The organism is Seohaeicola nanhaiensis, assembly GCF_042654245.1.
In the GTDB taxonomy this organism is placed as follows: domain Bacteria; phylum Pseudomonadota; class Alphaproteobacteria; order Rhodobacterales; family Rhodobacteraceae; genus Seohaeicola_A; species Seohaeicola_A nanhaiensis.
Genome location: NZ_JBHSGI010000034.1, coordinates 208,922 through 234,172, shown reverse-complemented (window position 1 = coordinate 234,172; position 25,251 = coordinate 208,922). Strand labels below are relative to the sequence as shown.

The window sequence follows — 25,251 nt, the reverse complement described above, 5'->3', positions numbered from 1 at the left end:
CGGCCCCACAAGACGAGGCCGCCATGTCCCCAGATTTCGCCATCGCCAATGTGCTGACCATCGCGGGCACCGACCCGTCGGGCGGCGCGGGCATTCAGGCCGATATCAAGGCCTTCTCGGCACTAGGTGCCTACGCCTGTTCCGCGATCACCGCCGTGGTCGCGCAGAACACCCAAGGTGTGCGCCGTTTCGTGGCGCTGGAGCCGTCGTTTGTGGCCGACCAGATCGACGCCGTGCTGGAGGATGTGCGGATCGATGCGGTCAAGATCGGCATGATCGCCAATGCCGCCATCGCCGCGGCGGTGGCTGACCGGCTCAGGCACCACGGCGCAAAGAACATCGTGCTCGACCCGGTGATGATCGCGAAAAGCGGCCATGCCCTGCTCGACCCCGAGGCGGTGGGCGCCCTGCGCGCGCTGCTGGTACCGCTGGCCACCGTCGTCACCCCGAACCTGCCCGAGGCGGCGGTCCTGCTGGGGCGCGGCGACCGTTGGACAGCGGACTCCATGCAGGCGGCGCGCAGCGATCTTCTGGCATTGGGTGTGGAATGGGTGCTGCTGAAGGGCGGCCATCTGGAAGGCAGCGACGACAGCACCGACCTGCTGTTCGGACCGCAGGGCACCACCGCCCTGCCCGCGCCGCGCATTGCCACGACCAACGACCACGGCACCGGCTGCACCCTGTCCTCGGCCATCGCCGCGCTATTGCCGGCCCATGGCGTGGAAGAGGCGGTGCGGCGGGCCAAGACCTATCTGCACGGCGCGCTGGCGGCGAGTGACCGGCTGGACGTGGGTCAGGGCCACGGGCCGGTGCACCATTTCCATGCACTCTGGCCCTCAGCGCGTTAGGCGGTCGATCTCGGCCCGGAGGCGGCGGGCGGCAGCCTCCGGGTCCGGCTGCCCGCAGATCGCCGAAACCACCGCGAGCCCCTTCGCCCCGGCCGCCAAGGTCTGTGCGACATGGTCTACCTTCAGCCCGCCGATGGCCACCGCAGGCACCGGACAGGCTGCCACCTGCGCCGCCAGACCGTCGAAGCCGACGGGCGTCTTGTGGTCGGTCTTGGTTGGCGTGGCAAAGACCGGGCCGGCGCCGACGTAATCGACCATCGCGGGGTCGACCCGCGCCGCCAGGTCCGGCGTTTCGACCGAGAGACCCAGCAGCATTTCCGGGCCAATCAGCGCCCGCGCCTCGATGACGCTCATGTCACCCTGGCCGATATGCACACCGTCCGCGCCGATCTCGACCGCCGCCGCCACGTCGTCGTTGACGATCAGCCGCGCGCCTGAACCAGCAAGCGCGGCCTTCAGGGCCAGCCCGGTCTCGACCATCGCCGCCGTGCCGCCCTCCTTGTCGCGCAGCTGCACCATGGTTGCCCCGCCCGCCACGGCGCGGCGCGCGGTCTCGACCATCCCGATCCCGGCACAGAGGCCGGGATCGAGCACGAGGTAGAGCGAGAGGTCGAACGATGGCTTCATGCCGGAACGGGCTCTTCGGCACGGATGACCGCCTCACCCGCCAGCGCCTCGGGTGTCACCGCCTGCAGCGCATCGAGGAAACGCGGCGCAAAGCTGCCCGGCCCCGTGGCGCCCTCATGGGCGCGTTGCCCTGCCACCGCGAAATGCGCCAGCGCGGCGACGGTGGCGTCGAAGGGATCCTCGGCCACCGCCGCATAAGCCCCGCAGAGGCAGGTCAGCGAACAGCCAAGCGCGGTGTTCATCGGCATCCAGGGCGAACCGCCCGAAATCCGCGCCGCGCGGCTGCCATCGGTGACGAAATCCACCTCGCCCGTCACCGCCACCACGCCGCCGGTCTCATGGGCCAGCCAGCGCGCGCCCTTCTCGGCGGCGGCCACGGGATCGCGGCCATCGACGCCTTGCCCCCGGCTCGCCTCGCCCGCCAGCGCCAGCACTTCCGAGGCATTGCCCCGGATGATCGTCGGGCGCAGTCGGACCAACTCTGCCGAGACATCGCGCCGATAGCCCGTTGCCTGACAGGCGACCGGATCCAGCACCCAGGGCCGACCCGCCGCCTGCGCGCCGGCAATCGCCGCGCGCATCCCCGCCACGAAGGCCGGCGACAGCGTGCCGATATTGACCGTCAGCGCCCCGGCGATGCGGGCGAATTCCTCGGCCTCCTCGACGTCGGAGACCATGGCCGGACTGGCCCCGGCCGCCAGCACCACATTGGCGGCGATGTTCATCGCCACATAGTTGGTGATGCATTGCACCAGCGGCGGGCTGGCGCGCAGTACGGCCAGAAGGGTTGCGGGTGTCTGGGTCATGCCTTGTCCTCCAGCGGCAGGTAAAGTTCTCCGCCTTCGCGGAATTTCTCGGCCATCTGCGCCATGCCCGCCTTCTGGGCCTCGGCGCGGATGTCGTGCGAGATGCGCATCGAGCAGAACTTCGGCCCGCACATCGAACAGAAATGCGCGACCTTGTGCGCCTCCTTGGGCAGGGTCTCGTCATGCATCGACCGCGCGGTCTCGGGGTCGAGGCTCAGGTTGAACTGATCCTCCCAGCGGAACTCGAACCGCGCGCGGCTCAGCGCGTCGTCGCGGATCCGCGCCGCCGGGTGGCCCTTGGCGAGATCGGCGGCGTGGGCCGCGATCTTGTAGGTGATCACCCCCACCTTCACGTCGTCCCGGTCCGGCAGCCCCAGATGCTCCTTCGGCGTCACGTAGCAGAGCATCGCCGTGCCGAACCAGCCGATCATCGCCGCGCCGATGCCGCTGGTGATATGATCGTATCCCGGCGCGATGTCGGTGGTGAGCGGCCCCAGCGTATAGAACGGCGCCTCGCCGCAGACCGCCAGCTGCTTGTCCATGTTCGCCTTGATCTTGTGCATCGGCACATGGCCCGGCCCCTCGATCATCACCTGGCAGTCCTTGGCCCAGGCGATCTGCGTCAGCTCGCCCAGCGTCTCCAGCTCGGCGAATTGCGCCTGGTCGTTGGCATCGGCGATGGAGCCCGGACGCAGCCCGTCGCCCAGGCTGAACGACACGTCATAAGCCCTTGCGATATCGCAGATTTCATCGAAATGTTCGTAGAGGAAGCTCTCGCGGTGGTGATGCAGGCACCACTTGGCCATGATCGACCCGCCGCGTGACACGATCCCCGTCACCCGGTTCACCGTCATCGGGATCATGTGAAGCCGCACGCCCGCATGGATGGTGAAATAATCCACCCCCTGCTCGGCCTGTTCGATCAGCGTGTCGCGGAACACCTCCCAGCTCAGTTCCTCGGCGATGCCGCCCACCTTCTCCAGCGCCTGATAGAGCGGCACGGTCCCGATGGGCACCGGGCTGTTGCGCAGGATCCAGTCGCGGATGTTATGGATGTTGCGCCCGGTCGAGAGGTCCATCACCGTATCCGCGCCCCAGCGCGTCGCCCAGACCATCTTCTCCACCTCCTCGGCCATCGACGAGGTCACGGCGGAGTTGCCGATATTGGCATTGATCTTGACAAGGAAGTTGCGCCCGATGGCCATCGGCTCGGCCTCGGGGTGGTTGATGTTGGCAGGGATGATCGCCCGCCCCCGCGCGATCTCGTCCCGCACGAACTCCGGCGTGATGACATCGGGAATTTCGGCGCCAAAGCTCTCGCCGTCGCGTAGCAGCGCCTCTTTCGCCGCCTGCCGCCCCATGTTCTCGCGGATCGCGACGAACTCCATCTCCGGCGTGACGATCCCGGCGCGGGCATAGGCCATCTGCGTCACGGCCCTCCCGTTCGCCGCCCGGCGCGGCGCATGGCGCACCGGAAACTCGGGCACCAGCCGCGCGCCATCGGCAAAGCCGTTGTCCTCGGGCCGCACATGCCGCCCCGCGTAGGTCTCGGTATCGCCGCGTGCAGCCACCCAGGCCTCCCGCAGACGCGGCAGGCCGCGGTCGAGGACGATATCAGCCTCCGGGTCGGTATAAGGCCCCGAGCTGTCATAGACCGTCACCGACGGTTCGCCGGCAGTCGGATGCAGGTCGATCTCGCGCATGGGCACGCGGATGTCGGGGTGCAGCACGCCCCGGTGCCAGACGCGGCGCGAGCCGGGCAAGGGCCCGGTGGTGACGGTGGGTGTCAGATCTTTCATCGGTCGGAGCCTCCAGAGCTCAAAGCGTTGGAGACCCAGTTCCGCGTTCGAATGGAGGAAGACCGAACGGAATACGTCTGTGACGTATCGGCAAGCGCCGCGCGGCCGGTGCACCATCCCTACGCCAGTATGAACTGGATCAGGTTCATCGGGTCACTGCGCTGCGCCTTGCGGCACGATCAGTATCTCAGCCCCTTGTCGGGACCCCCCAGGTGAGTCCGCACACCCTGCGCGCGCCGCGCGCGCTTGTCAACCGCAGGGGCAGGCCACGGCCCGCCCCCGGGATCACGCGGCGCCTGCCGCTTCTCTGGTTCGAAAAATACCTCCGCCGGAGGCAGCCGCGCGCCCCGCGCGGCTTCGCGCCCGGAACGGGCGCGCGCGGCCTCAGCCGCGTCCGATGAAGGGCATGTTGGTTGCCATCACCGTCATGAACTGCACGTTGGCCTCGAGCGGCAGCCCGGCCATGTAGCGCACCGACGAGGCGACATGGCTCACATCCATCACCGCCTCGACAGCGATCGAGCCATCGGCCTGCGGCATTCCCGTGGTCATCTTGCGCGCCATCTCGGTCAGGGCGTTGCCAATATCGATCTGGCCGCAGGCGATGTTGAACGGCCGCCCGTCCAGCGAGATCGTCCGCGTCAGCCCGGTGATCGCATGTTTCGACGCAGTATAGGCCACCGAGCCCCAGCGCGGCACATGGGCCGAGATCGAGCCGTTGTTGATGATCCGCCCGCCCTGCGGGCTCTGGTGGCGCATCCGGCCAAAGGCGGCGCGGGCCACCAGGAAGGCACCGTTCAGGTTGATGTCGATCACCCGCCGCCAGTCGTCGACGGCGATCTCGTCGATCGGCGCGCCGGCCAGGCTGACCCCGGCGTTGTTGAAAACCGCGTCGAGGTGCCCCCAGGCCTCCATCGCCTTGTCGAAGGCCGCGTCCACCTGCGCCTCGTCGGTCACGTCGCAGGGCAGCACCAGCGCATTTTGATCGCCTGCCGCCGTCTCTTCCAGCGCCCCGGCGCGGCGGCCGATCAGCCCGACCCGCCAGCCATCGGCCAGGAAGGTTTCGGCGCAGGCGCGGCCGATGCCGCTGCCCGCTCCGGTGATGATGATAGTCTTGCTCATGAGGCGTCCTTCAATGGTTGTCGCGGGGCAGGTCGCGGGCGACCTTCTGATAGGCGGTCGCCAGTTCCAGGCAGCCGCCATCGGCCAGCTGGCCGACATGGGTGCGGTAGATTTCCTGCCAGGGGGTCTGGTTGTGGATCTCCGGCGGGGTCCAGGCGTCCTTTCGGGCCTGCCACTCGGCTTCGTCCACCAACGCGTCCATCCGGCTGGCGTTGAGGTCCAGCCGCACCATGTCGCCGGTCCTGAGGTAGGCTAGCCCGCCGCCGACCACCGACTCGGGCGAGGCGTTCAGGATAGACGGGCTTTCCGAGGTGCCCGACTGCCGCCCGTCCCCGACCGTGGGCAGGTGGTTGATCCCCGCCTTGATCACCGCATCCGGCGGCTGCATGTTCACCACCTCGGCCGAGCCGGGATAGCCGACGCATCCGACGCCACGAATGAACAGGATCGTCGTCTCGTCGATCTTCAGATCGGGATCGTTGATCCGGTCGTGGTAATCCTCCGGCCCCTCGAAGACCACCGCGCGGGCCTCGTAGATGCCCTCCTTGCCAGGCGTCGACAGGAAGCGCTTGCGGAAGTCGGCCGAGATCACGCTGGTCTTCATCAGCGCCGAGTCAAACAGATTGCCCGACAGCACCAGAAACCCTGCATTCTCGCGCAGCGGGTTGGCGACCGTCTTGATCACGTCGAGATCGCGGCTCTCCCAGCCTTCCAGGTTCTCGCCCATGGTCTTGCCGGTGGCGGTCATCACCCCGTCGTGCAGCCGCCCGGCCTTGCGCAGCTCGCCCATGATCGCCGGCACACCGCCGGCGCGGAAAAAGCTTTCGCCCAGGTATTCGCCCGCCGGCTGCATGTTCAGCAACAGCGGCACCTTGAAGCCGATGGTCTCCCAGTCCTTCACGTTCAGCTTCACCCCGGCATGGCGCGCGATGGCCTGAAGGTGCGGCGGCGCATTGGTCGAGCCGCCGATGGCGCCGTTGACGATGATCGCGTTCTCGAAGGCCTCGCGGGTCAGGATGTCCGAGGGTTTGAGATCCTCATAGACCATCGCAACGATCCGCTTGCCGGTCTCGTAGGCCATGTTCATCCGCTCGCGGAAGGGCGCGGGGATGGCCGAGTTGCCGGTCAGCGACATCCCCAGCGCCTCGGCCATGGCGTTCATGGTGCTGGCCGTGCCCATCGAGTTGCAATGCCCGAGCGAGGGCGCCGAGGCACAGACGCGCGACATGAATTCCTCGTAGTCGATCTTGCCTTCGCTCAGCAGACGGCGGCTTTCCCAGACGATGGTGCCCGATCCGGCGCGCTTGCCCTTCCACCAGCCGTCCAGCATCGGCCCGCCGTTCAGCGCGATGGCTGGGATGTCGACGGTCGCCGCCCCCATCAGCATGGCGGGGGTCGTCTTGTCGCAGCCGGTGGTCAGCACCACGCCGTCGATGGGATAGCCATGCAGCACCTCGACCAGCGACAGATAGGCCAGGTTGCGGTCCAGCGCCGCGGTCGGCCGTTTGCCGGTCTCCTGGATCGGATGCACCGGGAATTCCATCGGAATGCCGCCGCCGTCGCGGATGCCGGCCTTGATGCGATCCATCAGGAAGACGTGGATCTTGTTGCAGGGCGCGATGTCGCTGCCGGTATTGGCGATGCCGATGATCGGCTTTTCCCCTTGCAACTCGCCCCGCGTATAGGCCTGGTTCTGATAGCGCTCGACATACAGCGCGGTCATACCGGGGTTGTTCGGATTGTCGAACCACTCCTGCGACCGGAATCTCTTGCCTGCACGGGTATTTGTCATAGTGATGGTTCCTCGTCTCGAAGCGGCCTCGGAAGGATTGAGGCAGCTTCTCAATTTGGTATACCAAATTCAAGAGCCATCTTGTGCCCCGCCACTCCATAAAGGATTTCCCATGATCGAAGACACGCCCCTCCTGACCATCCGTGTCCCCCTGCCCCGCCCGACAGAGGCGCAGATCGCCGCCTTTCAGGGTGTGCCGACCGGCTTTGTCGCAGATGCGCTGGGCGGCGGCGGGGCGATGGCGGCCAATATCAAGCCGCTGGGCGACGGCCGCGATCTGCCCTTTGTCGCCGCCGGCCCGGCGCTGACTGCCGACAACGGCCCGGCCGACATCCTGGCCACCCAGGCGGCGCTGGCCCATATCCGGCCGGGTGATATTCTCGTCTCCTCGGCGGCGGGCCATCAGGGTTGCGCGGCGGCAGGCGACCGGGTGATCGGGATGCTCAAGAACGCCGGGGGCGCGGGATTTGTGACCGATGGCCCGATGCGCGACTACGCCGGTATCGTTGCGGTCGGCCTGCCCGCCTGGTGCACCGGGCTGATCCCTTCTTCGCCCTTCGCCAAGGGGCCGGGCAAGGTGGGCTTTGCGGTGCAGGTCGGCGGCCAGCAGGTCGAAACCGGCGACATGATCGTCGCCGACCGCGACGGCGTGGTCGTGGTGCCCTTCGCCCGCATCGACGCGGTGATCGCCAGGCTGGCCGTGGTGCGCGAGCTGGAAGAGGCGCTGGATGCGCGCGTCGCCCAGGGCCTCAAGGTGCCAGGCGCGATTGTCGAGCTTCTGGCCAGCCCCGCCACCCGGCGGATCGAAAAGGAATGACTAGCGGAAGGCGCTGCGCGCCCCGGCGCTTTCCTGCGTCCTGAAGATCGAGGTGGTGTCGGGCGCCGGCGGCAGCGGCAGGCGCACCGGCACCCGCTCGACCCGTGGCGTCAGGCAGGGCTGGCCGGTGACCATCCGCTCTTCCAGATCGCGCCAGAAGGCCTGCTGGTCCAGCCGGGTGTAATAGGCGCCGGTGCCCAGCAGCGGCCAGGCATCGCCCGCCGCGAGTTCATAGAACAGGATCAACCGCGCCCGGTCGCTGGTATTGGGGGCCGAGCCGTGCAGGGTGCGGACGTGGTGCACCGTCATGTCCCCAGCCTTTCCGGTCAGCGTCACGATGCGATCCCTCTCGAACAGAGGATCGTCCGGGTCGATCGCGCCGGCGAAGACACCGTTGGCATGATGGCTCAGGATCGGCCCCCTGTGGGTGCCCGGGATCACCATCAGCGGGCCATTGGCCTCGTCCACATCCTCCAGCATCAGCCCGAAGGCCAGCAGGTCGTCGTTGGTATGCGGGTAGAAGGCCCAGTCCTGATGCCACTCCACCGCGCGTCCGCCGCCCGGCGCCTTGGTATTGAGCTTGGAGGTCAGCAGCACCGTATCCGGACCCAGCAGTTCGTTCAGCACCTGGGTCAAGGGTGAGTCACGCAGCACCTCCCAGAAATACGGGTCCTGCCTGTGCGGCAGCTTGATCCGCGTCAGGCGCGGGGTGTCGGCTGTATGGCCCTTGTCGAGGTCATAGGCCGCGTTGCTCTCGGTGACAGTGCGCGAGGCGTCGATCAGGCCGTAGGTGATCTCGCGCAGCCGCGTCAGCTGCTCGGGCGTCACCGCGTTCTCCACCTTCAGATATCCGTTCTCGGCATAGAACCGTTTCTGCTCGGCCGTCAGCATGTCACTTCCCCTTGTCCAACGCCTCGGCGAGGTCCAGCCCGTTCCAGTGGGCCCCGCGATCGGCCGGCATCGGCGATGTCCGGTTTGTCCGCCATGTGCCCTCTCTAAAGGCTGGCCGTGATGCCGCCATCTACGAACAGCGTGTGCCCGTTGACGAAAGCCGACGCGTCCGAAGCGAGGAAGATGCAGGCGCCCACCAGTTCCTCGACCTTGCCCCAGCGCCCCGCCGGGGTGCGCTTTTCCAGCCATTCGGTAAAGGCCGGGTCCGCCACAAGCGCGGCATTCAGCGGCGTGTCGAAATAGCCCGGCGCGATGGCGTTGCAGTTCAGCCCGTTGCGCGCCCAGTCGGTCGCCATGCCCTTGGTCAGGTTCGCCACTGCGCCCTTGGTCGCCGTATAGGGCGCGATGCCCGGACGGGCGAGCGCGGTCTGCACGCTGGCGATGTTGATGATCTTGCCCGCGCCGCGCCCGATCATGTGCCGCGCGACCGCCTGCCCGACGTGAAAGACACTGGCGACATTGGTCTGCAACAGCTGCTCGAAGGCCTCTGGCGGGAACTCTTCCAGCGGCGCGCGGTGCTGCATCCCGGCGTTGTTTACCAGAATGTCGATGGCGCCATGCTCGGCCTCGAACCCCTCGACCGCCGCGCGCACCGCCGCGTGATCGGTCGCGTCGAACGGCAGTTCGAAAACCTCCGCCCCCTCGCGCCGCAGCGATTCCGCCGCTCCGGCCAGCCGGTCGGCATTGCGCGCGTTCAGCTCGACCGAGGCTCCCGCCTGCGTCAGCCCGCGCGCCAGCGCGAACCCGATCCCCAGCGACGAACCGGTGACAAGCGCCCGGCGCCCGGTCAGATCGAAAAGCTGCATATTTCCTCCCCTTGGTCGGGCCTTGACCGCCTTGCCGCTTGCAAAAATGGTATACCATTTCTAGGGTATTGCAAGGGCGCTTCCGGCGCGTGGATCCTGGGGGAGGACACTACTTGAAAGCGCTTTATGTGCATGGCGCGAAGGACTTGCGCCTGGGCGACTGCCCCGACCCCGCACCCGGCCCCGGAGAGGTCCGCATCGCCATCGCGCGCGGCGGAATCTGCGGATCGGACCTGCATTACTACAGCCACGGCGGCTTCGGCACGGTGCGCGTGCGCGAACCGATGATCCTGGGCCACGAGGTTTCGGGCCATGTCACTGCGCTGGGCGAAGGCGTCAGCGGGCTGAGCGAGGGCGATCTTGTCGCCGTCTCGCCCTCGCGGCCCTGCGGCGCTTGCGACTACTGCCACCGGGGGCTGCCGAACCATTGCCTGAACATGGCCTTCTACGGCTCGGCCATGCCCTTCCCGCATATCCAGGGCGCCTTCCGCGACGTGCTGGTGGCGAAGGCCAGCCAATGCGTGCGCGCCGATGGCCTCGACCCCGCGCAGGCGGCGATGGCCGAGCCGCTGTCTGTCTGCCTGCACGCCGTCAGCCGCGCCGGCCCGCTGCTGGGCCGCCGGGTGCTGGTGACGGGCTGCGGCCCCATCGGCGTGCTCTCGATCCTCGCCGCGCGCCGCGCCGGTGCGGGCGAGATCATCGCCACCGACATCGCAGAACGCGCGCTGAATTACGCCCATGCCGCCGGGGCCGATGTCGTGCTGAACACCGCCGTCACGCCCGAGGCGCTGACGCCCTATACCGCCGGCAAGGGACAGATCGACGTGCTCCTCGAATGTTCGGGGGCCGAGCCCGCACTGGTCGCCGCCCTGCCCGCGATGCGCCCGCGCGGCATCGTGGTGCAGCTGGGCCTCGGCGGCGACATGCGCCTGCCGATGATGATGATCACCGCCAAGGAACTGGATCTGCGCGGATCGTTCCGCTTTCACGAGGAATTCGCCAGCGCCGTCCGCTTCATGGCCGGCGGGCTGATCGACGTCACGCCCCTGCTGACCCACAGCTTTGCCCTGTCCGACTTCCAGACCGCCTTCGAGACCGCCTCGGACCGCAGCCGCGCGATGAAGGTGCAGCTGGAGTTCGCCGGGTGCTGACCTTCGCGCTCGCCGTCTTCCTGCTGATCGTGACACCGGGGCCGGGTGTTCTGTCGATTGCGGGCGTCGGCGCGGCCTACGGATTTCGCGCGGGGCTCTCCTATCTGATCGGCCTGTTCATCGGCACCAATCTTGTTGCGCTGGCGGTGATCTCGGGCCTTGCCGCCATCGTGCTGGGCGTGCCGGTGATCCGCATGGTGCTGATGGCCGCCTCCATCGCCTACCTGCTCTATCTCGCCGCAAAGATCGCCTTTGCCGGCACCAAACTCGCCTTCATCGAGGCGCGAACCGCCCCGGGCATCGCCGCCGGGCTTATGCTGCAGGCGATCAACCCGAAGGCCTATGCGGTCAATACCGCGTTTTATTCGGGCTTCCCGATCTACCCCGACAACTTCACCACCGAGGTCATCGCCAAGCTGATCGTCTCGAACCTGATCTGGATCCCGATCCACCTAGGCTGGCTCTGGGCCGGTGTCGCGCTGCACCGCCTGAACCTGCCCGAAGCCACCCAGCGCCGCATCAATTACCTCATGGCCGCCGCCATGTTGGGCGTCGTGCTGCTGGCGCTGGTTTCGGCCACAAGATGAAGAAAGGCTGACACATGACTGAACCTACAACATATTCCGGCGTCTGGCCTGTTGCCCCCACGCCGTTCCACGATACTGGCGAAGTCGACGAGGACGGCATGCGCCGTGTGCTCGACTGCATGATCGACCAGGGCGTCGACGGCATCTGCATCCTCGCCAACTTCTCGGAGCAATTCCTGATCTCGGACGAGGAACGCTTTCGCCTGATGCGTCTCTCGGCCGAGCATATCGGAGGGCGCGTGCCTCTGATCGTTACCATCTCGCATTTCGCCACGCCCATCGTGGTGGCCCGCGCAAAACAGGCGCAGAGCCTGGGCGCCGATATCGTAATGATGATGCCGCCCTATCACGGCGCGCTGCTCAAGGGCACACCCGAACAGACCTTCGAGCAATTCCGCGCGGTGGGCGAGGTCGGGATTCCGATCATGCTGCAGGACGCGCCGCTGTCGGGCGTGGACCTGCCCGTGCCGCTGCTGGTGAAGATGGCGCAGGAAATCGAGGCGCTGAAGCTTTTCAAGATTGAATGCGCCCAGGCGGCGGCCAAACTCCGCGCGCTGATCGCCGCGGGGGGCGCCGCCATCGAGGGGCCCTTCGACGGCGAAGAGGGCATCACCCTGCTGGCCGATCTCGACGCCGGGGCGACGGGCTGCATGACCAGCGCCATGATTCCCGACCTGATCGGCCCGGTGGTGCGCGACTTCCTTGCGGGCGACAAGGACGCCGCAACAAGGGGTTACGCGCGCATCCTGCCCGCGATCAACCACGAGAACCGCCAGTGCGGCTTCCGTGCCGCCAAGGCGGCGATGGTGGCGGGCGGGGTCATCGCCTCGGACTTCTGCCGCCACCCCATCGCCCCGCTGCACCCCGCTACCCGCGCCATGCTGCTAGACCTGCTGACCCCGCTCGACCCGCTGGTCCTGCGCTGGGGCCGCTGAAGGAGACCGCCCATGCCCCTGCCCCTCGACAACCCCGATCCGAACGCCACGCTGACCGGGCGCGTCTGGCGCCCCGGTATCGGCCCGGCGCTGGTCGCCCTGCGCGGCGACAGCGTGGTCGACCTGACCAGCCGCGAGACGCCCACGCTGCGCGACCTGCTCGAGGCTGACGCCCCCGCGGATCGCGTGCGCTCGGCGCCGGGCGAAACACTCTGCGCGTTGTCGGACCTCGGGAAGGATGGCGCGCCAGTCCTGCTCGCCCCGCCCGACCTGCAGGCGATCAAGGCCAGCGGCGTGACCTTCGCGCGCTCCATGGTCGAACGCGTGATCGAGGAACAGGCCGCCGGCAACGCCGACCGCGCCAAGGCGATCCGCGACCGCGTCGCCTCGGTCATCGGCGAGAGCCTGCGCGGCATCGTTCCAGGGTCGGAAAAGGCGATGGAGGTCAAAAAACTGCTCCAGGCCGAAAAGCTCTGGTCGCCTTATCTGGAGGTCGGCATCGGCCCCGATGCCGAAGTCTTCACCAAATGCCAGCCGATGGCATCGGTGGGTTTTGACGCCGATGTCGGGCTGCACCCGATCTCGACCTGGAACAACCCCGAGCCGGAGATCGTGCTGGCGGTGAACAGCACCGGCGAGATCCTCGGCGCGACACTCGGCAACGACGTCAACCTGCGCGACATCGAGGGGCGCTCGGCGCTCTTGCTCGGGAAGGCCAAGGACAACAACGCCTCGTGCGCCATCGGCCCGTTCCTGCGGCTGTTCGACGACGGCTACACGATGGACGACGTTCACAACGCCGAACTGGACCTGAAGGTGACTGGCACGGACGGCTTTGTCATGGAGGGCCATTCCTCGATGCGCGAGATCAGCCGCAAGCCGGCCGATATCGTCGCCCAGACCATCGGTCGGCATCACCAGTATCCCGACGGCTTCTTCCTGTTCCTCGGCACGCTTTTCGCGCCGATCCAGGACCGCGACGCGCCGGGCAAGGGCTTCACCCACAAGACGGGCGACGTGGTCACCATCTCGGAGCCGCGGCTGGGCACCCTGCGCAACACCGTGCGCCTGTCGACCGAATGCCCGGAATGGACCTTTGGCACCGCCGCCCTGATGCGCAACCTCGCCGGACGAGGGCTGCTGTGAGCGCGACGATCTTCGACGGCACCGAATGCAAGCTGGGCGAAGGGCCGCTCTGGCACCCCGAACGGCAGGAGTTCTTCTGGTTCGACATCGGCGCGCACCGGCTCTACGCCCGCGCCGGCGACGACCGGCGGATGTGGCAGTTCGACGGCCATGTCTCGGCCGCCGGATGGATCGACCGCGACCGCCTGCTGGTGGCGCACGAACGCGCGCTGCTGGTCTTCGATATCGAGACCGGTGAAATCGAACACCTCTGCGATCTCGAGGCCGACAATCCCGGCACAAGGTCCAACGATGGCCGTGCCGACCCCTGGGGCGGCTTCTGGATTGGCACGATGAGCAAGACACTGGAACGTGGCGCGGGGTCCTTCTACCGCTACTACAAGGGCGAACTGCGCCAGCTTTACACCGGCATCACCGTGACGAACGCTCAGTGCTTCAGCCCCGACGGCCGCTATGCCTATTTCGCCGACACCCCGACCGGCAAGGTGATGCGCCAGCGCCTGGACGATATCAACGGCTGGCCCAAGGGCGCGCCCGAGTTGTTTCTCGACCTGCCCGCCGACCAGTTCCGCCCGGACGGCGCGGTGATCGACGCCGAGGGCAATTTCTGGTGCGCGCATTACGGGCATGGCAAAGTCACCTGCCATTCGGCTAAGGGCGAGCTCATGCAGACCCATCCGATTCCCGCCCGCCAGTCGACCTGCCCCGCCTTCGTCGGGCCAAATCTCGACCGGATGCTGGTCACCTCCGCCTGGCAGAACCTCAGCGACGATCAGCGCGCCGCCGACCGCGCCGCCGGCAAGACCTTCGAAATCGCGCCCGGCGTCACCGGTCAGGCCGAACACCGGGTCGAGCTGTGACCTCTCTTCTGGCGCTCGGCGAATGCATGATCGAACTCGCCCCGCGCGAGGATGGTGCGCTGCGCAAGGGCTTTGCCGGTGACACCTTCAACACCGCCTGGTATGCCCGCCGCCTGCTGCCCGACGACTGGAGTGTCGCATATGGCACCTGCGTCGGCACCGATATGGTTTCGGACGAGATGGTCGCCTTCATGACGGGCGAAGGGATCGACACCAGCGCCATCCGCCGGATCCCCGACCGCACCGTCGGGCTTTACATGATCAGCCTGCGCGAGGGCGAGCGCAGCTTTTCCTACTGGCGCGGCCAGTCGGCGGCGCGGCTTCTAGCGGCGGACGAGGCCTGGCTCGACGCCACGCTGGCGGGTCGCAGCTGCATCCACCTTTCGGGCATCACGCTCGCGATACTGACGCCCGCCCACCGCGAGGCGCTCTGCGCCGCGCTGGCGCGCGCGCGGGCGCAGGGCTGCCACATCGCCTTCGACACCAACCTGCGCCCCCGCCTGTGGGAGAATGCCGAGGCGATGAAGGCCGGCCTGACCCTCGGCGCCTCGGTCGCCGATACGGTGCTGCCAAGCTTTGACGAGGAAACCGGCCTGTTCGGCGACAGCTCGCCCGCGGCGACCGCAGACCGCTACGCCGCACTGGGCGCGCGCGAGGTCTGCGTGAAGAACGGCGGCCAGGCGCTTCATATCCTTTCGGAAGGCGATCTGCACAGCTTCACACCGCCCGCCGTCCGGCAGGTCGACAGCACCGCCGCCGGGGACAGCTTTGGCGCGGCCTGGCTGGCCGCCCGGCTGACCGGCGCCGATATCGAAACGGCGGCCGAACGCGCGATGGCGCTGGCTGCTCAGGTTATTCAGGAACGCGGCGCGCTGGTCCGCTCGATCTTCGACAAGGTCTAAAGCTGCATCGTCCCCACGCTGGCGCCGCCGCAGACATAAAGCGTCTGCCCGGTGACGAACCCGCTTGCCGGATCGCAGAAGAACAGGAAGGCGTTCGACACATCCTCGACTGTGCCCAGCCGCCCGACCGGGATGCGCCGCGCCAGCTCGGCCTCGCGCGCACTGCCCTTCGGCACGATGCCCCAGAAATTGTCGGTCTGGATCGGCCCCGGCGCGACCACGTTGACCGTGATCCCATGCGGCGCCAGTTCCAGCGCCCAGGTGCGCGCCATGCCGATCATCCCGGCCTTGGTCGCCGAATAGGCGGTGCGCGTCGGCACCCCCAACGCGGCGCGCGAGGCGTTGAAGACCACCCGGCCAAAGCCGCGCGCCTTCATCGCCGGCAGCACCGCCTGCACCAGCGTCAGCGCCGCGCCCAGATGCAGCTGCGCCAGCCCGGCGATATCCTCCGGCCGGGCGTCCTCCACCAGGTTCGGCCAGATCAGCCCGGCATTGTGCACCAGATGCGTCACCTCGTGGCGTGCCGCAATGTCCGCCGCCACCCGCGCCACCGCGCCGGCATCCAGCAGATCGCATTCGACGCTCTCCAGTTGCTCATGCGTCCAGTCCGGCGCGTTGAGCGCGATCGAGATCACGCGATACCCCCGCTCCAGCAGCCGCTTCGCCAGATCGGCGCCGATGCCCTGGCTGCCGCCGGTCACGATTGCCGTATACCCGCTCATGCCGCGTCCCCCGGCACCAGCGCCAGCACCCGCAGCGGGCTGCCCGTGCCGCCCTTGATCTTGAGCGGCGCGGCGATCAGCACCGCCCCGGTCGGCGGCAGCTGGTCGAGGCCCCTGAGGCATTGCAGCCCGAACTTTCCGGCTCCGTGCAGCAGGTAGTGCGCCGGATAGGGCGGGTCGTAATGCGCGCCCTGCCCGGCGTCGGTGCCTACCGTCTCGGTGCCGAACCCGCGCACATCGCGCGCCAGCAGCGCACGGATCGCCGCCGGAGTTGGACCCGGCGAATGCGGCCCGTCCTCGGCCATGTTCAGATAGTCGGCCCCCGACCGTTTCGACCAGTCGGTGCGCATCAGCACCCAGGCGCCGCAAGGGATCGCGCCATGTTCGGCCTCATGCGCCGCGATGATCTCGGGCGTCAGCTTGAAATCGTCGTCCCGCGCGGCACCCGCCGTGCAGTCGATCACCACCACCGGGCCGACAAAGGCGGCCGGGTCGATCTCGTCCACTGCACCGTGGGGCACGTCTCGCCCCGAGATCCAGTGGATCGGCGCATCGAAATGCGTGCCGGTGTGCTCGTTCAGGGTCAGATTGTGCCATTTCCACGCCGGCCCGCGATGGTCATAGGCGCTGACCTCCTCCATCCGGAACCGCGCGCACTGGCCGAATTCCGGCGGCAGTACGATCACCGGAAAGTCCGGGTCCAACGTGTGGGTCAGATCCACAACCCGCACCGCGCCGCGCGCCATCGCCGCGACCATCTCCGCCAGCACGCTCATGCCCCGCCTCCCGCCAATTCGCGTTCCAGCACCTTGGCGTCGCGCCGCCAGCGCTCGGCCACGTCGCGCGCCACGTCGCCGACAAAGCTGTCCTCGATCCCCTCGACCAGCGCCTCGACCACGCCCCGCGCCAGCGCGGCGGGCGAGACCTTGGGCGGCGGCAGCGGCTGGTGCCACTCATCCTCCGTCGGGCCGCAGTAAACCGCCATCACCCGCAGCCCCGCCGGCGCGAATTCGCCCCGCAGCGTCTGGCAGAGCGAGCGCGCGGCGGCCTGACCCGCAGCGAAGGCACCAAATGAAGGATCGGGCGCAAGCGCATGGGCCGACAGAATATTCAAGAAAGCCACCGCCGCATTGGTGCCGTCCTCGCTGCGCCCGGCCATCGCCGGACCGAACCCCTGCGCCAGCCGCATCAGCCCCAGTACGTTGACCTCGATCCCGTCGCGCGCCGCCACCGTATCCTGCCCGACCACCCCGCCGGGGCGGACATGGCGGGCGGTGTTGATCAGGATGTCGGTCTTGCCGCCGATCTCGCCCGCCAGCCGCGCGACCGAGGCGGCGTCGGTCACGTCCAGCGGCACGATCTCGACCCGCTCCAGCGCCTCGAACGCCGCGCGGCCCGGCCAGCGCCGCCAGCTCTCGGCCTCGCCCACGAAGACGCGCGCCGCCCCCTCGGCCAGCAGCGCCCGCACCAGCGGCAGCGCCTCGGGCGCGCGCATGTCTGTGATCAGCACCCGCCGGTGCCGGGGATGCGCGGTCAGCGCGCGCAGGGTGGGGTCGTCCTCCATCGCCTCGGTCCTTTCCGCCGGCAGCGCGATCAGCACGCCCTGCCCGGCCTTGTCGAGTTTCAGCGCCATCTGCACACGCGCCCCGCGCCCCACGTCGCCATGCAGGTGACAGACCGCCACCGGCCCGGCATCCAGCTGCACGGTCCCGATCCGCCAGGGCAGCCGCTCGCGGAAATAGGGATCGGGCGAGGCATGGATGCGCGTCTCGGCCAGCACGGTCGCGCCGGAGGGCATCGCCGCCCAGGCCAGATCGACCGACAGACACTGCTGGCAGGAGTCGCGCGGCGGATATTGCACCGCCCCGCAATCCGCGCAGCGCTGCAAGGCGAACCGCCCCTCGGCCGCCGCCGCCGTCAGCCCCAGCGCCGCCCGCGAGCGCGCGGCTGGCGGCAGCGTCGGCACGCGGGTGCGCTTTTGCGGGTCCTTCTTCGGCGGCAGGGTCAGCGGCACGGTCACGACGCCCCCTCCAGCACCGCCGCCGCGGAACAGACGCCGCGGTCGTAGTTCACCATGCCGAACCCCGAGACCAGCGCCCGCCGCGCGCCCGCAACCTGCGTCGGCCCGGCCCGCCCGGTCACCTGCCGCAGCGCCTCGACCAGCCCGAGATAGCCGCCAGCCGCCCCCGCCTGCCCGACCGACAGCTGCCCGCCCGAGGTATTGTGCGGAAGATCGCCCGTGATCGTCAGATCATGGGCGCGCACAAAGGCCGCGCCCGCGCCCTTGGCGCAGAACCCGAGGTCTTCGAACTGCATCATCGAGATCACCGGATAATCGTCATAGGTTTGCACCAGATCCATGTCCGCAGGCCCGCAGCCCGCCATCGACCACAGCTCGTCCACATCCACCGCCCAGCCCCCGCGCAGCTGCACCGGATCCTCGGGAAAGGCGTTGTGCCGCTCGATGGTCGCGCGCACCCGTGCGAAAGGCAGCCCGCGGCGCAGCGCCTCTTCCTCGCGCATGACAAGGAACGCCTCGGCGCCCGCGCAGGGCATCACGCAGTCGAACAGCGCGATCGGCTCGGCGATCGGGCGCGCCGCCAGATACTGATCCAGGTTCAACGGTGTCTTCATCAGCGCATCGGGGTTCTTCAGCGCATTCTGCCGCTGCGCCACGGCAATGCGTCCGAAATCCGCCCGCTCCGCCCCATAAGCCTGCATATAGGCGTCCATCATCAGCGCGAAGGTCGCGTTCGGCCCGCCAAAGCCATAGGGATATGTGGCATCCTGCGAGAACCGTGAAAAGGCCGACAGCAGGCGGCGGAAGCTGTCGATATGGTTGGCGTCGCCCGCCACGCAGGCCACCACGTCGACATCGCCCGCCTGCACCGCCCGCGCGGCCCGGCGCAGCGCCACCACCCCGCTCGCCCCGCCCATCGGCACGGTGTCGAGCCAGCGCGGCGTCAGGCCCAGATGCTGGGTCAGCCCCACCGGCGTATCCGGGAACAGCGTGAAGGACGAGACCGAAAACCCGTCCACCTCGCGCGGGGCCATCCCCGCCGCGTCCAGCGCGCCGCGCAGCCCGCGCGCGATCCACCAATGCGCGCTTTCCTGCGAATAACGCACATAGGGTACCGTCACCGGGCAGGTCAGCACCACGCCATCGTAGGGCGCGCGCCTCACGCCGGGCTCCGCTTCTTCATCGCGCGGGTGTCCACCGTGGCCGGGTCTTCCACCAGCGCCGCCGCCTGCGCCTTCAGCGTCGCGCGCTGGATCTTCTGCGTCGCCGTCAGCGGCAGCGCCTCGACAAACGCCACATAGCCCGGCGCCTTGTAATAGGCGAGCTGGCCGAGGCACCACGCGACGATCTCCCGTGCCAGCGCCTCCGATCCCCCGGCCGCCGGCACGATGCAGGCAAAGACCTCGTCGCCGCGCAGCGCGTCGGGCACCGCCGCCACCGCCGCCGCCGCCACGGCGGGATGCCGCATCAACACCGATTCCACCTCAACCGCCGCGATATTCTCGCCCGACCGGCGGATCACGTTCTTCTTGCGGTCCCGGAAGAAGATCGACCCGTCCCCTGCCCGCCGCACGATGTCGCCGGTATGGAACCAGCCGCCGGCCCAGGCTTCGTCTGTGGCCTGATCATTGCGGAAGTAGCCCGCGAAGAACCCCCGCCGCGGGTCTTCCCCCGCCCGGCGCACCAGCAGCTCGCCGGTATCGGCGTCGGCCCCGGCCTCATCCACGATCCGCGCCTCGATATCCGGCGCGAAGCGGCCCAGACAGCTGACCCCGACCTGCCGCGGCTCCAGGTTGTTCGCCACCACCGCACCGGCGCCGGTCTCGGTCATCGCCCAGGCCTCGACCAACGGAAAGCCGAAGCGTTCCTCGAAGGGCGCGTGCAGCTTGGGGTCGACCCCGGCACCAAAGCCGAATCGCACAGTCTGCGCGCGATCGTTCTGACCTTCCGCCGCCTTCATCAGGATCGACGGCATCACACCCAGATAATGCAGGCAGGTCGCTCGGCTTTCCCGGACCGAGTCCCACCAGGTGGCGGGATGGAAGCGGTCCAGCACCGTCAGACAACCGCCCACCGCCAGCATCCCCATGAAAGAGGTCGCCATCGCGTTCATGTGGAACACCGGCAGCGGCGTGATCATCCGCTCGCCCTCGGCGTTCAGCGCGCAAAGCCCGCCCGCCCCGGCATACCAGCGCCCCATCTCGAGGAAATAGCTGTCGGTCAGGACACAGCCCTTGGGCTGGCCCGTGGTCCCTGACGTATAAAGCAGCGCCGCCTCGGCCTCGCCATCGCGCAGGGCGATGGCCCCCCCGCTTCGCGGCCCGGGCAGGCTGTCTTCCACGCCGACCACCGGCATGACAATCCCCGCCTCGCGCGCCGCCATCTCAAGGTCCCCCTGCCGCGCCGGTATGGCCACCGCCAGCACCGGCTCGGCGTGGCCCGCCATATAGGCCAGTTCCGCCGCCCGAAGGTCGAGATTGACCGGCACAACCGAGACTCCCAGCGCATTCGCCGCGAGGAACCAGATAAAGAACGCCGGGCGGTTCTCCAGCAGCAGCATGATCCGCTGGCCGCGCCGGAAACCCGCCGCGCGCAGCTTGTCGGTCAGAGCGTCCACCTCCTCCGCCGCCGCGCCATAAGAGATTTCATCCGCCGAAATCCCATAAAGATCAGCCGTTTCCGGCAGGACGTTCAGAAACGCCCGCTCCGGCCAGCGCGCCGCCACCGCGGCAAAAGCCTCATAGACCGTGTGAACGTCTGCGCCAAACCCAATCGCCTCCACCCTGCTCTTCCTCTTGCTTCAAATATCCTGGGGTCCGGGGCAAAGCCCCGGCGCTCTCAACTCAAGGCAACAGCTGGATATTCCGGAACGCGGCATCGCAGTTGAGGATATCCACCCGCTTGTTCGCGATCCGCAGCCGACCGTCCACCAGCGCCAGCTCGTGGCGCGCGGTCAGCGCCAGCAGCTGCTGTTCGTCCAGCCGCGTCTCGACGTAGTGCATCTGCGTCCAGGTCTCGAAGCGGTCACCCTCCATCCGATCCACGAAGGGCCGCGACAGCACGTGATGACACCGGCTTTTCGGCTTCTGGCTGAAGGTGCGCGCCCCCTTCAGCCGCTCGACCCGCAGCTTCAGCATGAAGAGATCCTCGTAAAGGTAGGAAGTCACAAGCAAAGGATCGCTCTGCCCGTAGTCCAGCGGCATCCAGTAGTGGCCGTCCGGCAGCCAGAGCGCCAGCCAGTCGTCATAGCGCCCCTCGTCCAGCATCCGCGCCTCGTCGTGGACGAAGTCGATCAGGTCCTCCCGGCTCACGCTCATCGCCCGGCCCCCATCGTCATGAACTTCACCCAGGCGTGGAACTGGTTGCGCATCTGCCGCTCGGTGGTGCCATTCTCGACCGCTTCGGCGTCGAAATCCTCGTCCTCTTCATACAGGCGCTGGACGTTGACCCATTCGATGCCGTCCGCCTCCAGCCCCTCCTGCGCGCGTTCGTACATTTCCAGATCGTCATGCCCGACAATCGAGGTCGGCGCGTTGATCATCCGGTTGTACATTGCCGTCCGCGCCAGCAGTTCGTCCGGCGCATCGACCAGCCGGTAGATGTAGCTTTCGACCAGCGTGCGGTTCGCCGCCAGCGGAATGAAAATCCGCAGCTGCTGGATCGGTCCCTTGATCATGATGTTGGGGAAATAGACCGTGTTGTGCCGGTTCTCGGCCAGCACCGCCCTGGCCTTCTCCTCGCCATATGACGCGCACAGCGCCTCGTAATACCCCGGGATCGCGGAATAATCCGAATGGATCGAATGGTGCACCCCGGTATGCCCATGCCCGTTCGGCCAGGTGCGGATGCCCATGTTCTCGAAGAATTCGTACGGCGACATGAAGGGCGCGATGATCTCCATCGCCGGGGGCTTGGGCGCATCCTCTGGCAGGCCCAGTTCCTTCCACAGCTTCACCGCCGTACCGGCGCTGCTTTCATGGGCGACCATCGGGTGGCAGGTGTCGGTCTGGTTCTCGACCAGCATCTTCCAGTTGCAATGGTGCAGATAGCGCAGCGGCGGCCCCGCCACCTCCAGCCGCCCGGCGGGCGAGCGGTCGACCATGTTGTCGAGCGACGACAGACTGTCACCAAAGAACTCGTCGAACCCGATCCCGGTCTCGGCCAGCCGCGCGAAGACGAAACCGCGGTAGTTCCGCACCGCGCCCACCGCCTTCATGCCATGCCCCGAGGGCGTCTCTTCCAGACCGGTCCCCTCATAGCCCTTCTTCAGCGGGATGGCGAGCAGGCAGCCATCGGTCTTGAACGACCAGGCGTGATAGGGGCAGCGAAAGAATTTTCCCGTATTTCCCTGCCGGTCGATGACGATCTTCGTGCCCTTGTGGGGGCAGCGGTTGTAGAGAACCTTCACCTCGCCGTCCGAATGGCGCACCTGAATCACCGGCTGGTCGCCGATGGAGGTTGCAAAATAGTCGCCCGGCTTCGGCGTCTGGCTCTCGTGGCCGACAAAGACCCAGGCATTGGCGAAAAGGTGTTTCATCTCAAGCCGGAACACCTCTGGGCTGGTATAGACATCGCGGTGCACCTGGCGCGGCTGCACCAGCGCGGCGATGGCTTCGGGGGTGTCGTACTGTCCCATGGCGCTCTCCCTCAGAGGTCCAGAACCAGCCGCGGCGTCTTCGCGCGGCTGACGCAGATCTGCATGACGTTCCCGGCGGCGCGCTCCTCGGCGCTCAGCACCACGTCGCGGTGATCGGGCACCCCCTCGATCACGCCGCATTGGCAGATGCCGCAGTCACCGCGACGGCAGTCGTAGAGCACGTCGACCCCGCCCGCCTCCAGCGCGTCGATGATCGACTGGCCGGGCGCGACGGTGAAGACCTGTCCGCTGCTGGACAGCTCCACCTCGAACCCTGTCTCTCCCTGGACAGGCGCCGGGGTGTCGAACAGCTCTACATGCACCCGCCCGGCGGCGATGCCCGCCGCCTCGGCCCGGGTGCGCGCCGTGTCGATCAGGCCGCGCGGCCCGCAGATGTAGAGGTTTGCCTGCCCCAATGCGCCGATCACCGCCTCAAGGTTCAGTGCCGAGGCATCGTCGTCGAAATGCAGATGCACCCGGTCGCCGAACCGCGCGGCCAGCGCGTCGCGATAGGCCATGACCCCGGCGCTGCGGGCGGCATAGTGAAAGGCAAACGCCTGCCCCGCCTCGTCCAGCGCGGCGGCCATCGAGATCAGCGGCGTCACCCCGATCCCCCCGGCCAGCAGCACGGCCGGGGCGCCAGTGTCGACCGGAAAGTCGCATTTCGGCGGCGCAAATCGCAGCTGGACCCCTTCGCGCAGCCCGTGCATGAAGCGCGAGCCGCCCTTGCCGCCGTCCTCACGCTGCACCGCGATGGTATAGCTGGCAACCGCCGCGTCAGCCGCCGTCATGCGGATCAGCGAATAGGCCCGCGTGTCGCCATCGGGCAGCTCCACCCGGATGTGGGCGCCGGGCGCGAAGGGCGGCAGGTCGTCCCCCTCAAGCGTGAATTCGGTGATCTGCGCCGTCAGCGGCACAAGCCGAGTCAGGGTGGCGGTGCATAAGGTCACTGGCTGTCCCTCCCGTCGGAGCAGCGCCCCGTTCCCGATAATATGAAATTTCATATAAAATCGGTCAAGCAGTTTTTGCGCGTCCCTTCACCGACGGATTGACATTTCTCCGCGCCGCCGCTGCAATGCGCCCTCACCGACGCGAGGCGCCTGCCGTGACCGATACCACCGACGCCCCCGCCGACACCGGCGAGTTTGTGGCCAATTACCTGCTCTACCTGATGGCCGCCGCCAGCGACGCCGCCAGCGGCCAGTTCCACGCCCGGGTCCGGGCCGAGGGGCTGCGGGTGCCGGAATGGCGCGTGCTCGCCTGCCTGCACGACCGAGACGGTTCGATGATAACGCAACTGGCCCGCTTTGCCCTGGTCGAACAGTCGCGCCTGACCCGCATCATCATCCAGATGGACGAGCGCGGCCTCGTCAGCCGACGCGGCGACCCCGCCGACCGCCGCCGCGTGCGCGTCTACCTTACTCCCCAGGGCCGCACCCTGGCGGCCCGTCTGGTCCGCGAGGCGCGCGAGCACGAATCCAAACTGTTGCAAAGGCTCAAGGGCAGCGATGCCGCCCATCTCAAACCCGCACTGCATGCCCTGATCCGCACGCTCGATCCCGAGACCGGCACGGAGGGCTGACTCGGGACGTGAAAAAATATGTTTTCAGAATCCGAATTTACGGATACATGAAAACTCATACAAATAAGTCAGGACGCGGCGCCACAGCCGCGCCGAACACACCAGGGGAGGAAGACCAATGACGAGACTGACCAGATTTCTGTCCGGAGTCGCCGTGGCGGCGCTTGTCGCGACGGCCGGACATGCCACCGAGACGCTGACGATTTCCAGCTGGGCCGGTCCCACCCACGGGATCAACGCCAACCTCTTCCCGAAACTGATCGAGATGATGGAAACCGCAACCGGCGGCGAAGTCACCGGCGAGATCAAATACGGCCTCGCGCCGCCGCCCGCCCAGATGGACCTGATCCTGGACGGTGCCGCCGATATCGCCTGGATTTTCCACGGCTACACGCCCGGCCGCTTCGTCACCACCAAGCTGATCGAACTGCCGGGCTTCACCGGCAACGCCGAGGCCGCCTCGGTCGCCGACTGGCGCGTTTACAAGGAGATGTTCGAGAAGCTGGACGAACACAAGGGCGTCAAGGTCATCGGCCTGATGACTCACGGCGTCGGCCAGATTCACACCTCGAAGGACGTCACGACGCTGGCCGATCTGAACGGCCTCAAGACCCGTCTGGGTGGCGGCGTGGTGACGGACGTGGGCACCGAACTGGGCCTCGTCGGCATCCAGGTGCCGGCGCCCAAGGTCTATGAGACCCTGTCGTCGGGCGCGGCCGACGCCGTGGCGATGCCGGTCGAGGGCCGCAAGAGCTTCAAACTGACCGAAGTGGCCAAGAACCTCTACGAGATGCCCGGCGGCTTCTACCGCGGCTCCTTCGCGCTGATCATGAGCCAGGAGAAGTTCGACAGCCTGTCGCCCGAGGTTCAGGCCAAGCTGGAAAGCGAGGTCTTTGGCGAAACCCTCAGCCGCCTGGCTGGTCAGGTCTGGGATGAGGCCGATGCCGAGGGTCGCGCCGCGACCGAAGCCGCCTCCGACAATTCGATCCGCGAGGCCTCGGCCGAGGACATCGCCGCCTTCACCAAGATCAGCGACAAGATCCGCGACAAGGTGCTGGCCGAGATCGACGCCGCCGGCGCCGACGGCAAGGCCGCCTACGAGATGGTCAAGTCGGAAATGGCCAAGGAAACCAAGTAATCCC

At 67.8% G+C, this 25,251-nt stretch carries 25 protein-coding genes and 1 riboswitch; of the genes, 10 read left to right on the top strand and 15 right to left on the bottom strand.

Going from position 1 to position 25,251, the window contains the following annotated elements:
• Positions 1 to 23: 23 nt before the first annotated feature.
• Positions 24 to 848: a bifunctional hydroxymethylpyrimidine kinase/phosphomethylpyrimidine kinase gene (gene thiD, locus ACFO5X_RS25115; RefSeq protein ID WP_380722808.1), complete on the top strand. Its 825-nt coding sequence runs from the start codon at positions 24 to 26 to the stop codon at positions 846 to 848.
• Here thiD and thiE read toward each other — a convergent pair.
• The 5 genes from thiE to ACFO5X_RS25090 all read right to left on the bottom strand — a co-directional run bounded on the left by thiE (position 837) and on the right by ACFO5X_RS25090 (position 6,994).
• Entirely contained in the window at positions 837 to 1,475 is a 639-nt protein-coding gene (thiE, locus tag ACFO5X_RS25110; protein ID WP_380722806.1) for a thiamine phosphate synthase, read from the bottom strand. The genes thiD and thiE overlap by 12 nt on opposite strands.
• Complete coding sequence (gene thiM, locus ACFO5X_RS25105; RefSeq protein ID WP_380722804.1) at positions 1,472 to 2,281, bottom strand: hydroxyethylthiazole kinase; 810 nt, start codon at positions 2,279 to 2,281, stop codon at positions 1,472 to 1,474. Before thiM ends, thiE begins: the two co-directional genes overlap by 4 nt.
• Complete coding sequence (thiC, locus tag ACFO5X_RS25100) at positions 2,278 to 4,080, bottom strand: phosphomethylpyrimidine synthase ThiC (RefSeq protein ID WP_380722802.1); 1,803 nt, start codon at positions 4,078 to 4,080, stop codon at positions 2,278 to 2,280. The genes thiM and thiC overlap by 4 nt, the downstream gene beginning before the upstream one ends.
• A 98-nt stretch (positions 4,081 to 4,178) precedes the next feature.
• Positions 4,179 to 4,301, bottom strand: a riboswitch (TPP riboswitch).
• Positions 4,302 to 4,464: 163 nt separating this feature from the next.
• Positions 4,465 to 5,202, bottom strand: a complete 738-nt coding sequence (locus tag ACFO5X_RS25095) for an SDR family oxidoreductase (protein WP_380722800.1) — start codon at positions 5,200 to 5,202, stop codon at positions 4,465 to 4,467.
• 10 nt (positions 5,203 to 5,212) lie between these two features.
• On the bottom strand, positions 5,213 to 6,994 hold the full coding sequence (locus ACFO5X_RS25090; RefSeq protein ID WP_380722798.1) for an IlvD/Edd family dehydratase: 1,782 nt from the start codon (positions 6,992 to 6,994) through the stop codon (positions 5,213 to 5,215).
• A gap of 112 nt (positions 6,995 to 7,106) precedes the next feature.
• Between ACFO5X_RS25090 and ACFO5X_RS25085 the strand changes: the two genes are divergently transcribed.
• Positions 7,107 to 7,811: an RraA family protein gene (locus ACFO5X_RS25085; RefSeq protein WP_380722796.1), complete on the top strand. Its 705-nt coding sequence runs from the start codon at positions 7,107 to 7,109 to the stop codon at positions 7,809 to 7,811.
• On the opposite strand, the gene ACFO5X_RS25080 is transcribed toward ACFO5X_RS25085, so the two are convergent.
• The gene (locus tag ACFO5X_RS25080) at positions 7,812 to 8,702 is read right to left on the bottom strand and encodes a phytanoyl-CoA dioxygenase family protein (RefSeq protein WP_380722794.1); all 891 of its coding nucleotides are present in this window, start codon (positions 8,700 to 8,702) and stop codon (positions 7,812 to 7,814) included. It lies immediately after the preceding gene.
• A 104-nt stretch (positions 8,703 to 8,806) separates the two neighbouring features.
• Positions 8,807 to 9,568: an SDR family oxidoreductase gene (locus tag ACFO5X_RS25075; RefSeq protein ID WP_380722792.1), complete on the bottom strand. Its 762-nt coding sequence runs from the start codon at positions 9,566 to 9,568 to the stop codon at positions 8,807 to 8,809.
• 113 nt (positions 9,569 to 9,681) lie between these two features.
• Between ACFO5X_RS25075 and ACFO5X_RS25070 the strand changes: the two genes are divergently transcribed.
• The 6 genes from ACFO5X_RS25070 to ACFO5X_RS25045 are packed head-to-tail and all read left to right on the top strand — an operon-like array spanning position 9,682 to position 15,149.
• The gene (locus tag ACFO5X_RS25070; protein ID WP_380722790.1) at positions 9,682 to 10,719 is read left to right on the top strand and encodes an L-idonate 5-dehydrogenase; all 1,038 of its coding nucleotides are present in this window, start codon (positions 9,682 to 9,684) and stop codon (positions 10,717 to 10,719) included.
• Positions 10,713 to 11,306 carry a LysE family translocator gene (locus tag ACFO5X_RS25065; RefSeq protein ID WP_380722788.1) on the top strand — a complete coding sequence of 198 codons (594 nt, stop codon included), beginning with the start codon at positions 10,713 to 10,715 and terminating at the stop codon, positions 11,304 to 11,306. The genes ACFO5X_RS25070 and ACFO5X_RS25065 overlap by 7 nt, the downstream gene beginning before the upstream one ends.
• A 14-nt stretch (positions 11,307 to 11,320) precedes the next feature.
• Positions 11,321 to 12,241 (top strand): dihydrodipicolinate synthase family protein, encoded by a 921-nt coding sequence (locus tag ACFO5X_RS25060; RefSeq protein ID WP_380722786.1) that lies wholly within the window; start codon positions 11,321 to 11,323, stop codon positions 12,239 to 12,241.
• Between the two features lie 12 nt (positions 12,242 to 12,253).
• Positions 12,254 to 13,387, top strand: a complete 1,134-nt coding sequence (locus ACFO5X_RS25055; protein ID WP_380722784.1) for a fumarylacetoacetate hydrolase family protein — start codon at positions 12,254 to 12,256, stop codon at positions 13,385 to 13,387.
• Entirely contained in the window at positions 13,384 to 14,247 is an 864-nt protein-coding gene (locus ACFO5X_RS25050) for an SMP-30/gluconolactonase/LRE family protein (RefSeq protein WP_380722782.1), read from the top strand. Before ACFO5X_RS25055 ends, ACFO5X_RS25050 begins: the two co-directional genes overlap by 4 nt.
• Positions 14,244 to 15,149, top strand: coding sequence for a sugar kinase (locus ACFO5X_RS25045; RefSeq protein WP_380722780.1), 906 nt, complete (start codon positions 14,244 to 14,246; stop codon positions 15,147 to 15,149). Before ACFO5X_RS25050 ends, ACFO5X_RS25045 begins: the two co-directional genes overlap by 4 nt.
• Here the strand turns inward: ACFO5X_RS25045 and ACFO5X_RS25040 are convergent.
• The 8 genes from ACFO5X_RS25040 to ACFO5X_RS25005 all read right to left on the bottom strand — a co-directional run bounded on the left by ACFO5X_RS25040 (position 15,146) and on the right by ACFO5X_RS25005 (position 23,477).
• Entirely contained in the window at positions 15,146 to 15,871 is a 726-nt protein-coding gene (locus ACFO5X_RS25040) for an SDR family NAD(P)-dependent oxidoreductase (protein ID WP_380722778.1), read from the bottom strand. The genes ACFO5X_RS25045 and ACFO5X_RS25040 overlap by 4 nt on opposite strands.
• Positions 15,868 to 16,647: a cyclase family protein gene (locus tag ACFO5X_RS25035; protein ID WP_380722776.1), complete on the bottom strand. Its 780-nt coding sequence runs from the start codon at positions 16,645 to 16,647 to the stop codon at positions 15,868 to 15,870. Before ACFO5X_RS25035 ends, ACFO5X_RS25040 begins: the two co-directional genes overlap by 4 nt.
• Positions 16,644 to 17,891, bottom strand: coding sequence for an SDR family NAD(P)-dependent oxidoreductase (locus ACFO5X_RS25030; RefSeq protein ID WP_380722774.1), 1,248 nt, complete (start codon positions 17,889 to 17,891; stop codon positions 16,644 to 16,646). The genes ACFO5X_RS25035 and ACFO5X_RS25030 overlap by 4 nt, the downstream gene beginning before the upstream one ends.
• On the bottom strand, positions 17,888 to 19,054 hold the full coding sequence (locus tag ACFO5X_RS25025) for a thiolase family protein (protein WP_380722772.1): 1,167 nt from the start codon (positions 19,052 to 19,054) through the stop codon (positions 17,888 to 17,890). The genes ACFO5X_RS25030 and ACFO5X_RS25025 overlap by 4 nt, the downstream gene beginning before the upstream one ends.
• Complete coding sequence (locus tag ACFO5X_RS25020) at positions 19,051 to 20,673, bottom strand: AMP-binding protein (RefSeq protein WP_380722770.1); 1,623 nt, start codon at positions 20,671 to 20,673, stop codon at positions 19,051 to 19,053. The genes ACFO5X_RS25025 and ACFO5X_RS25020 overlap by 4 nt, the downstream gene beginning before the upstream one ends.
• A gap of 61 nt (positions 20,674 to 20,734) precedes the next feature.
• Positions 20,735 to 21,208, bottom strand: coding sequence for an aromatic-ring-hydroxylating dioxygenase subunit beta (locus ACFO5X_RS25015; protein ID WP_380722768.1), 474 nt, complete (start codon positions 21,206 to 21,208; stop codon positions 20,735 to 20,737).
• The gene (locus tag ACFO5X_RS25010) at positions 21,205 to 22,527 is read right to left on the bottom strand and encodes an aromatic ring-hydroxylating dioxygenase subunit alpha (RefSeq protein WP_380722766.1); all 1,323 of its coding nucleotides are present in this window, start codon (positions 22,525 to 22,527) and stop codon (positions 21,205 to 21,207) included. The genes ACFO5X_RS25015 and ACFO5X_RS25010 overlap by 4 nt, the downstream gene beginning before the upstream one ends.
• A gap of 11 nt (positions 22,528 to 22,538) precedes the next feature.
• Positions 22,539 to 23,477 (bottom strand): PDR/VanB family oxidoreductase, encoded by a 939-nt coding sequence (locus ACFO5X_RS25005; RefSeq protein ID WP_380722764.1) that lies wholly within the window; start codon positions 23,475 to 23,477, stop codon positions 22,539 to 22,541.
• Between the two features lie 155 nt (positions 23,478 to 23,632).
• Here ACFO5X_RS25005 and ACFO5X_RS25000 point away from each other — a divergent pair, with 155 nt between their 5' ends.
• Both ACFO5X_RS25000 and ACFO5X_RS24995 read left to right on the top strand, forming a co-directional pair.
• Complete coding sequence (locus ACFO5X_RS25000) at positions 23,633 to 24,109, top strand: MarR family winged helix-turn-helix transcriptional regulator (protein WP_380722762.1); 477 nt, start codon at positions 23,633 to 23,635, stop codon at positions 24,107 to 24,109.
• 118 nt (positions 24,110 to 24,227) lie between these two features.
• Positions 24,228 to 25,247 (top strand): TRAP transporter substrate-binding protein, encoded by a 1,020-nt coding sequence (locus ACFO5X_RS24995; protein WP_380722760.1) that lies wholly within the window; start codon positions 24,228 to 24,230, stop codon positions 25,245 to 25,247.
• Positions 25,248 to 25,251 lie beyond the last annotated feature (4 nt).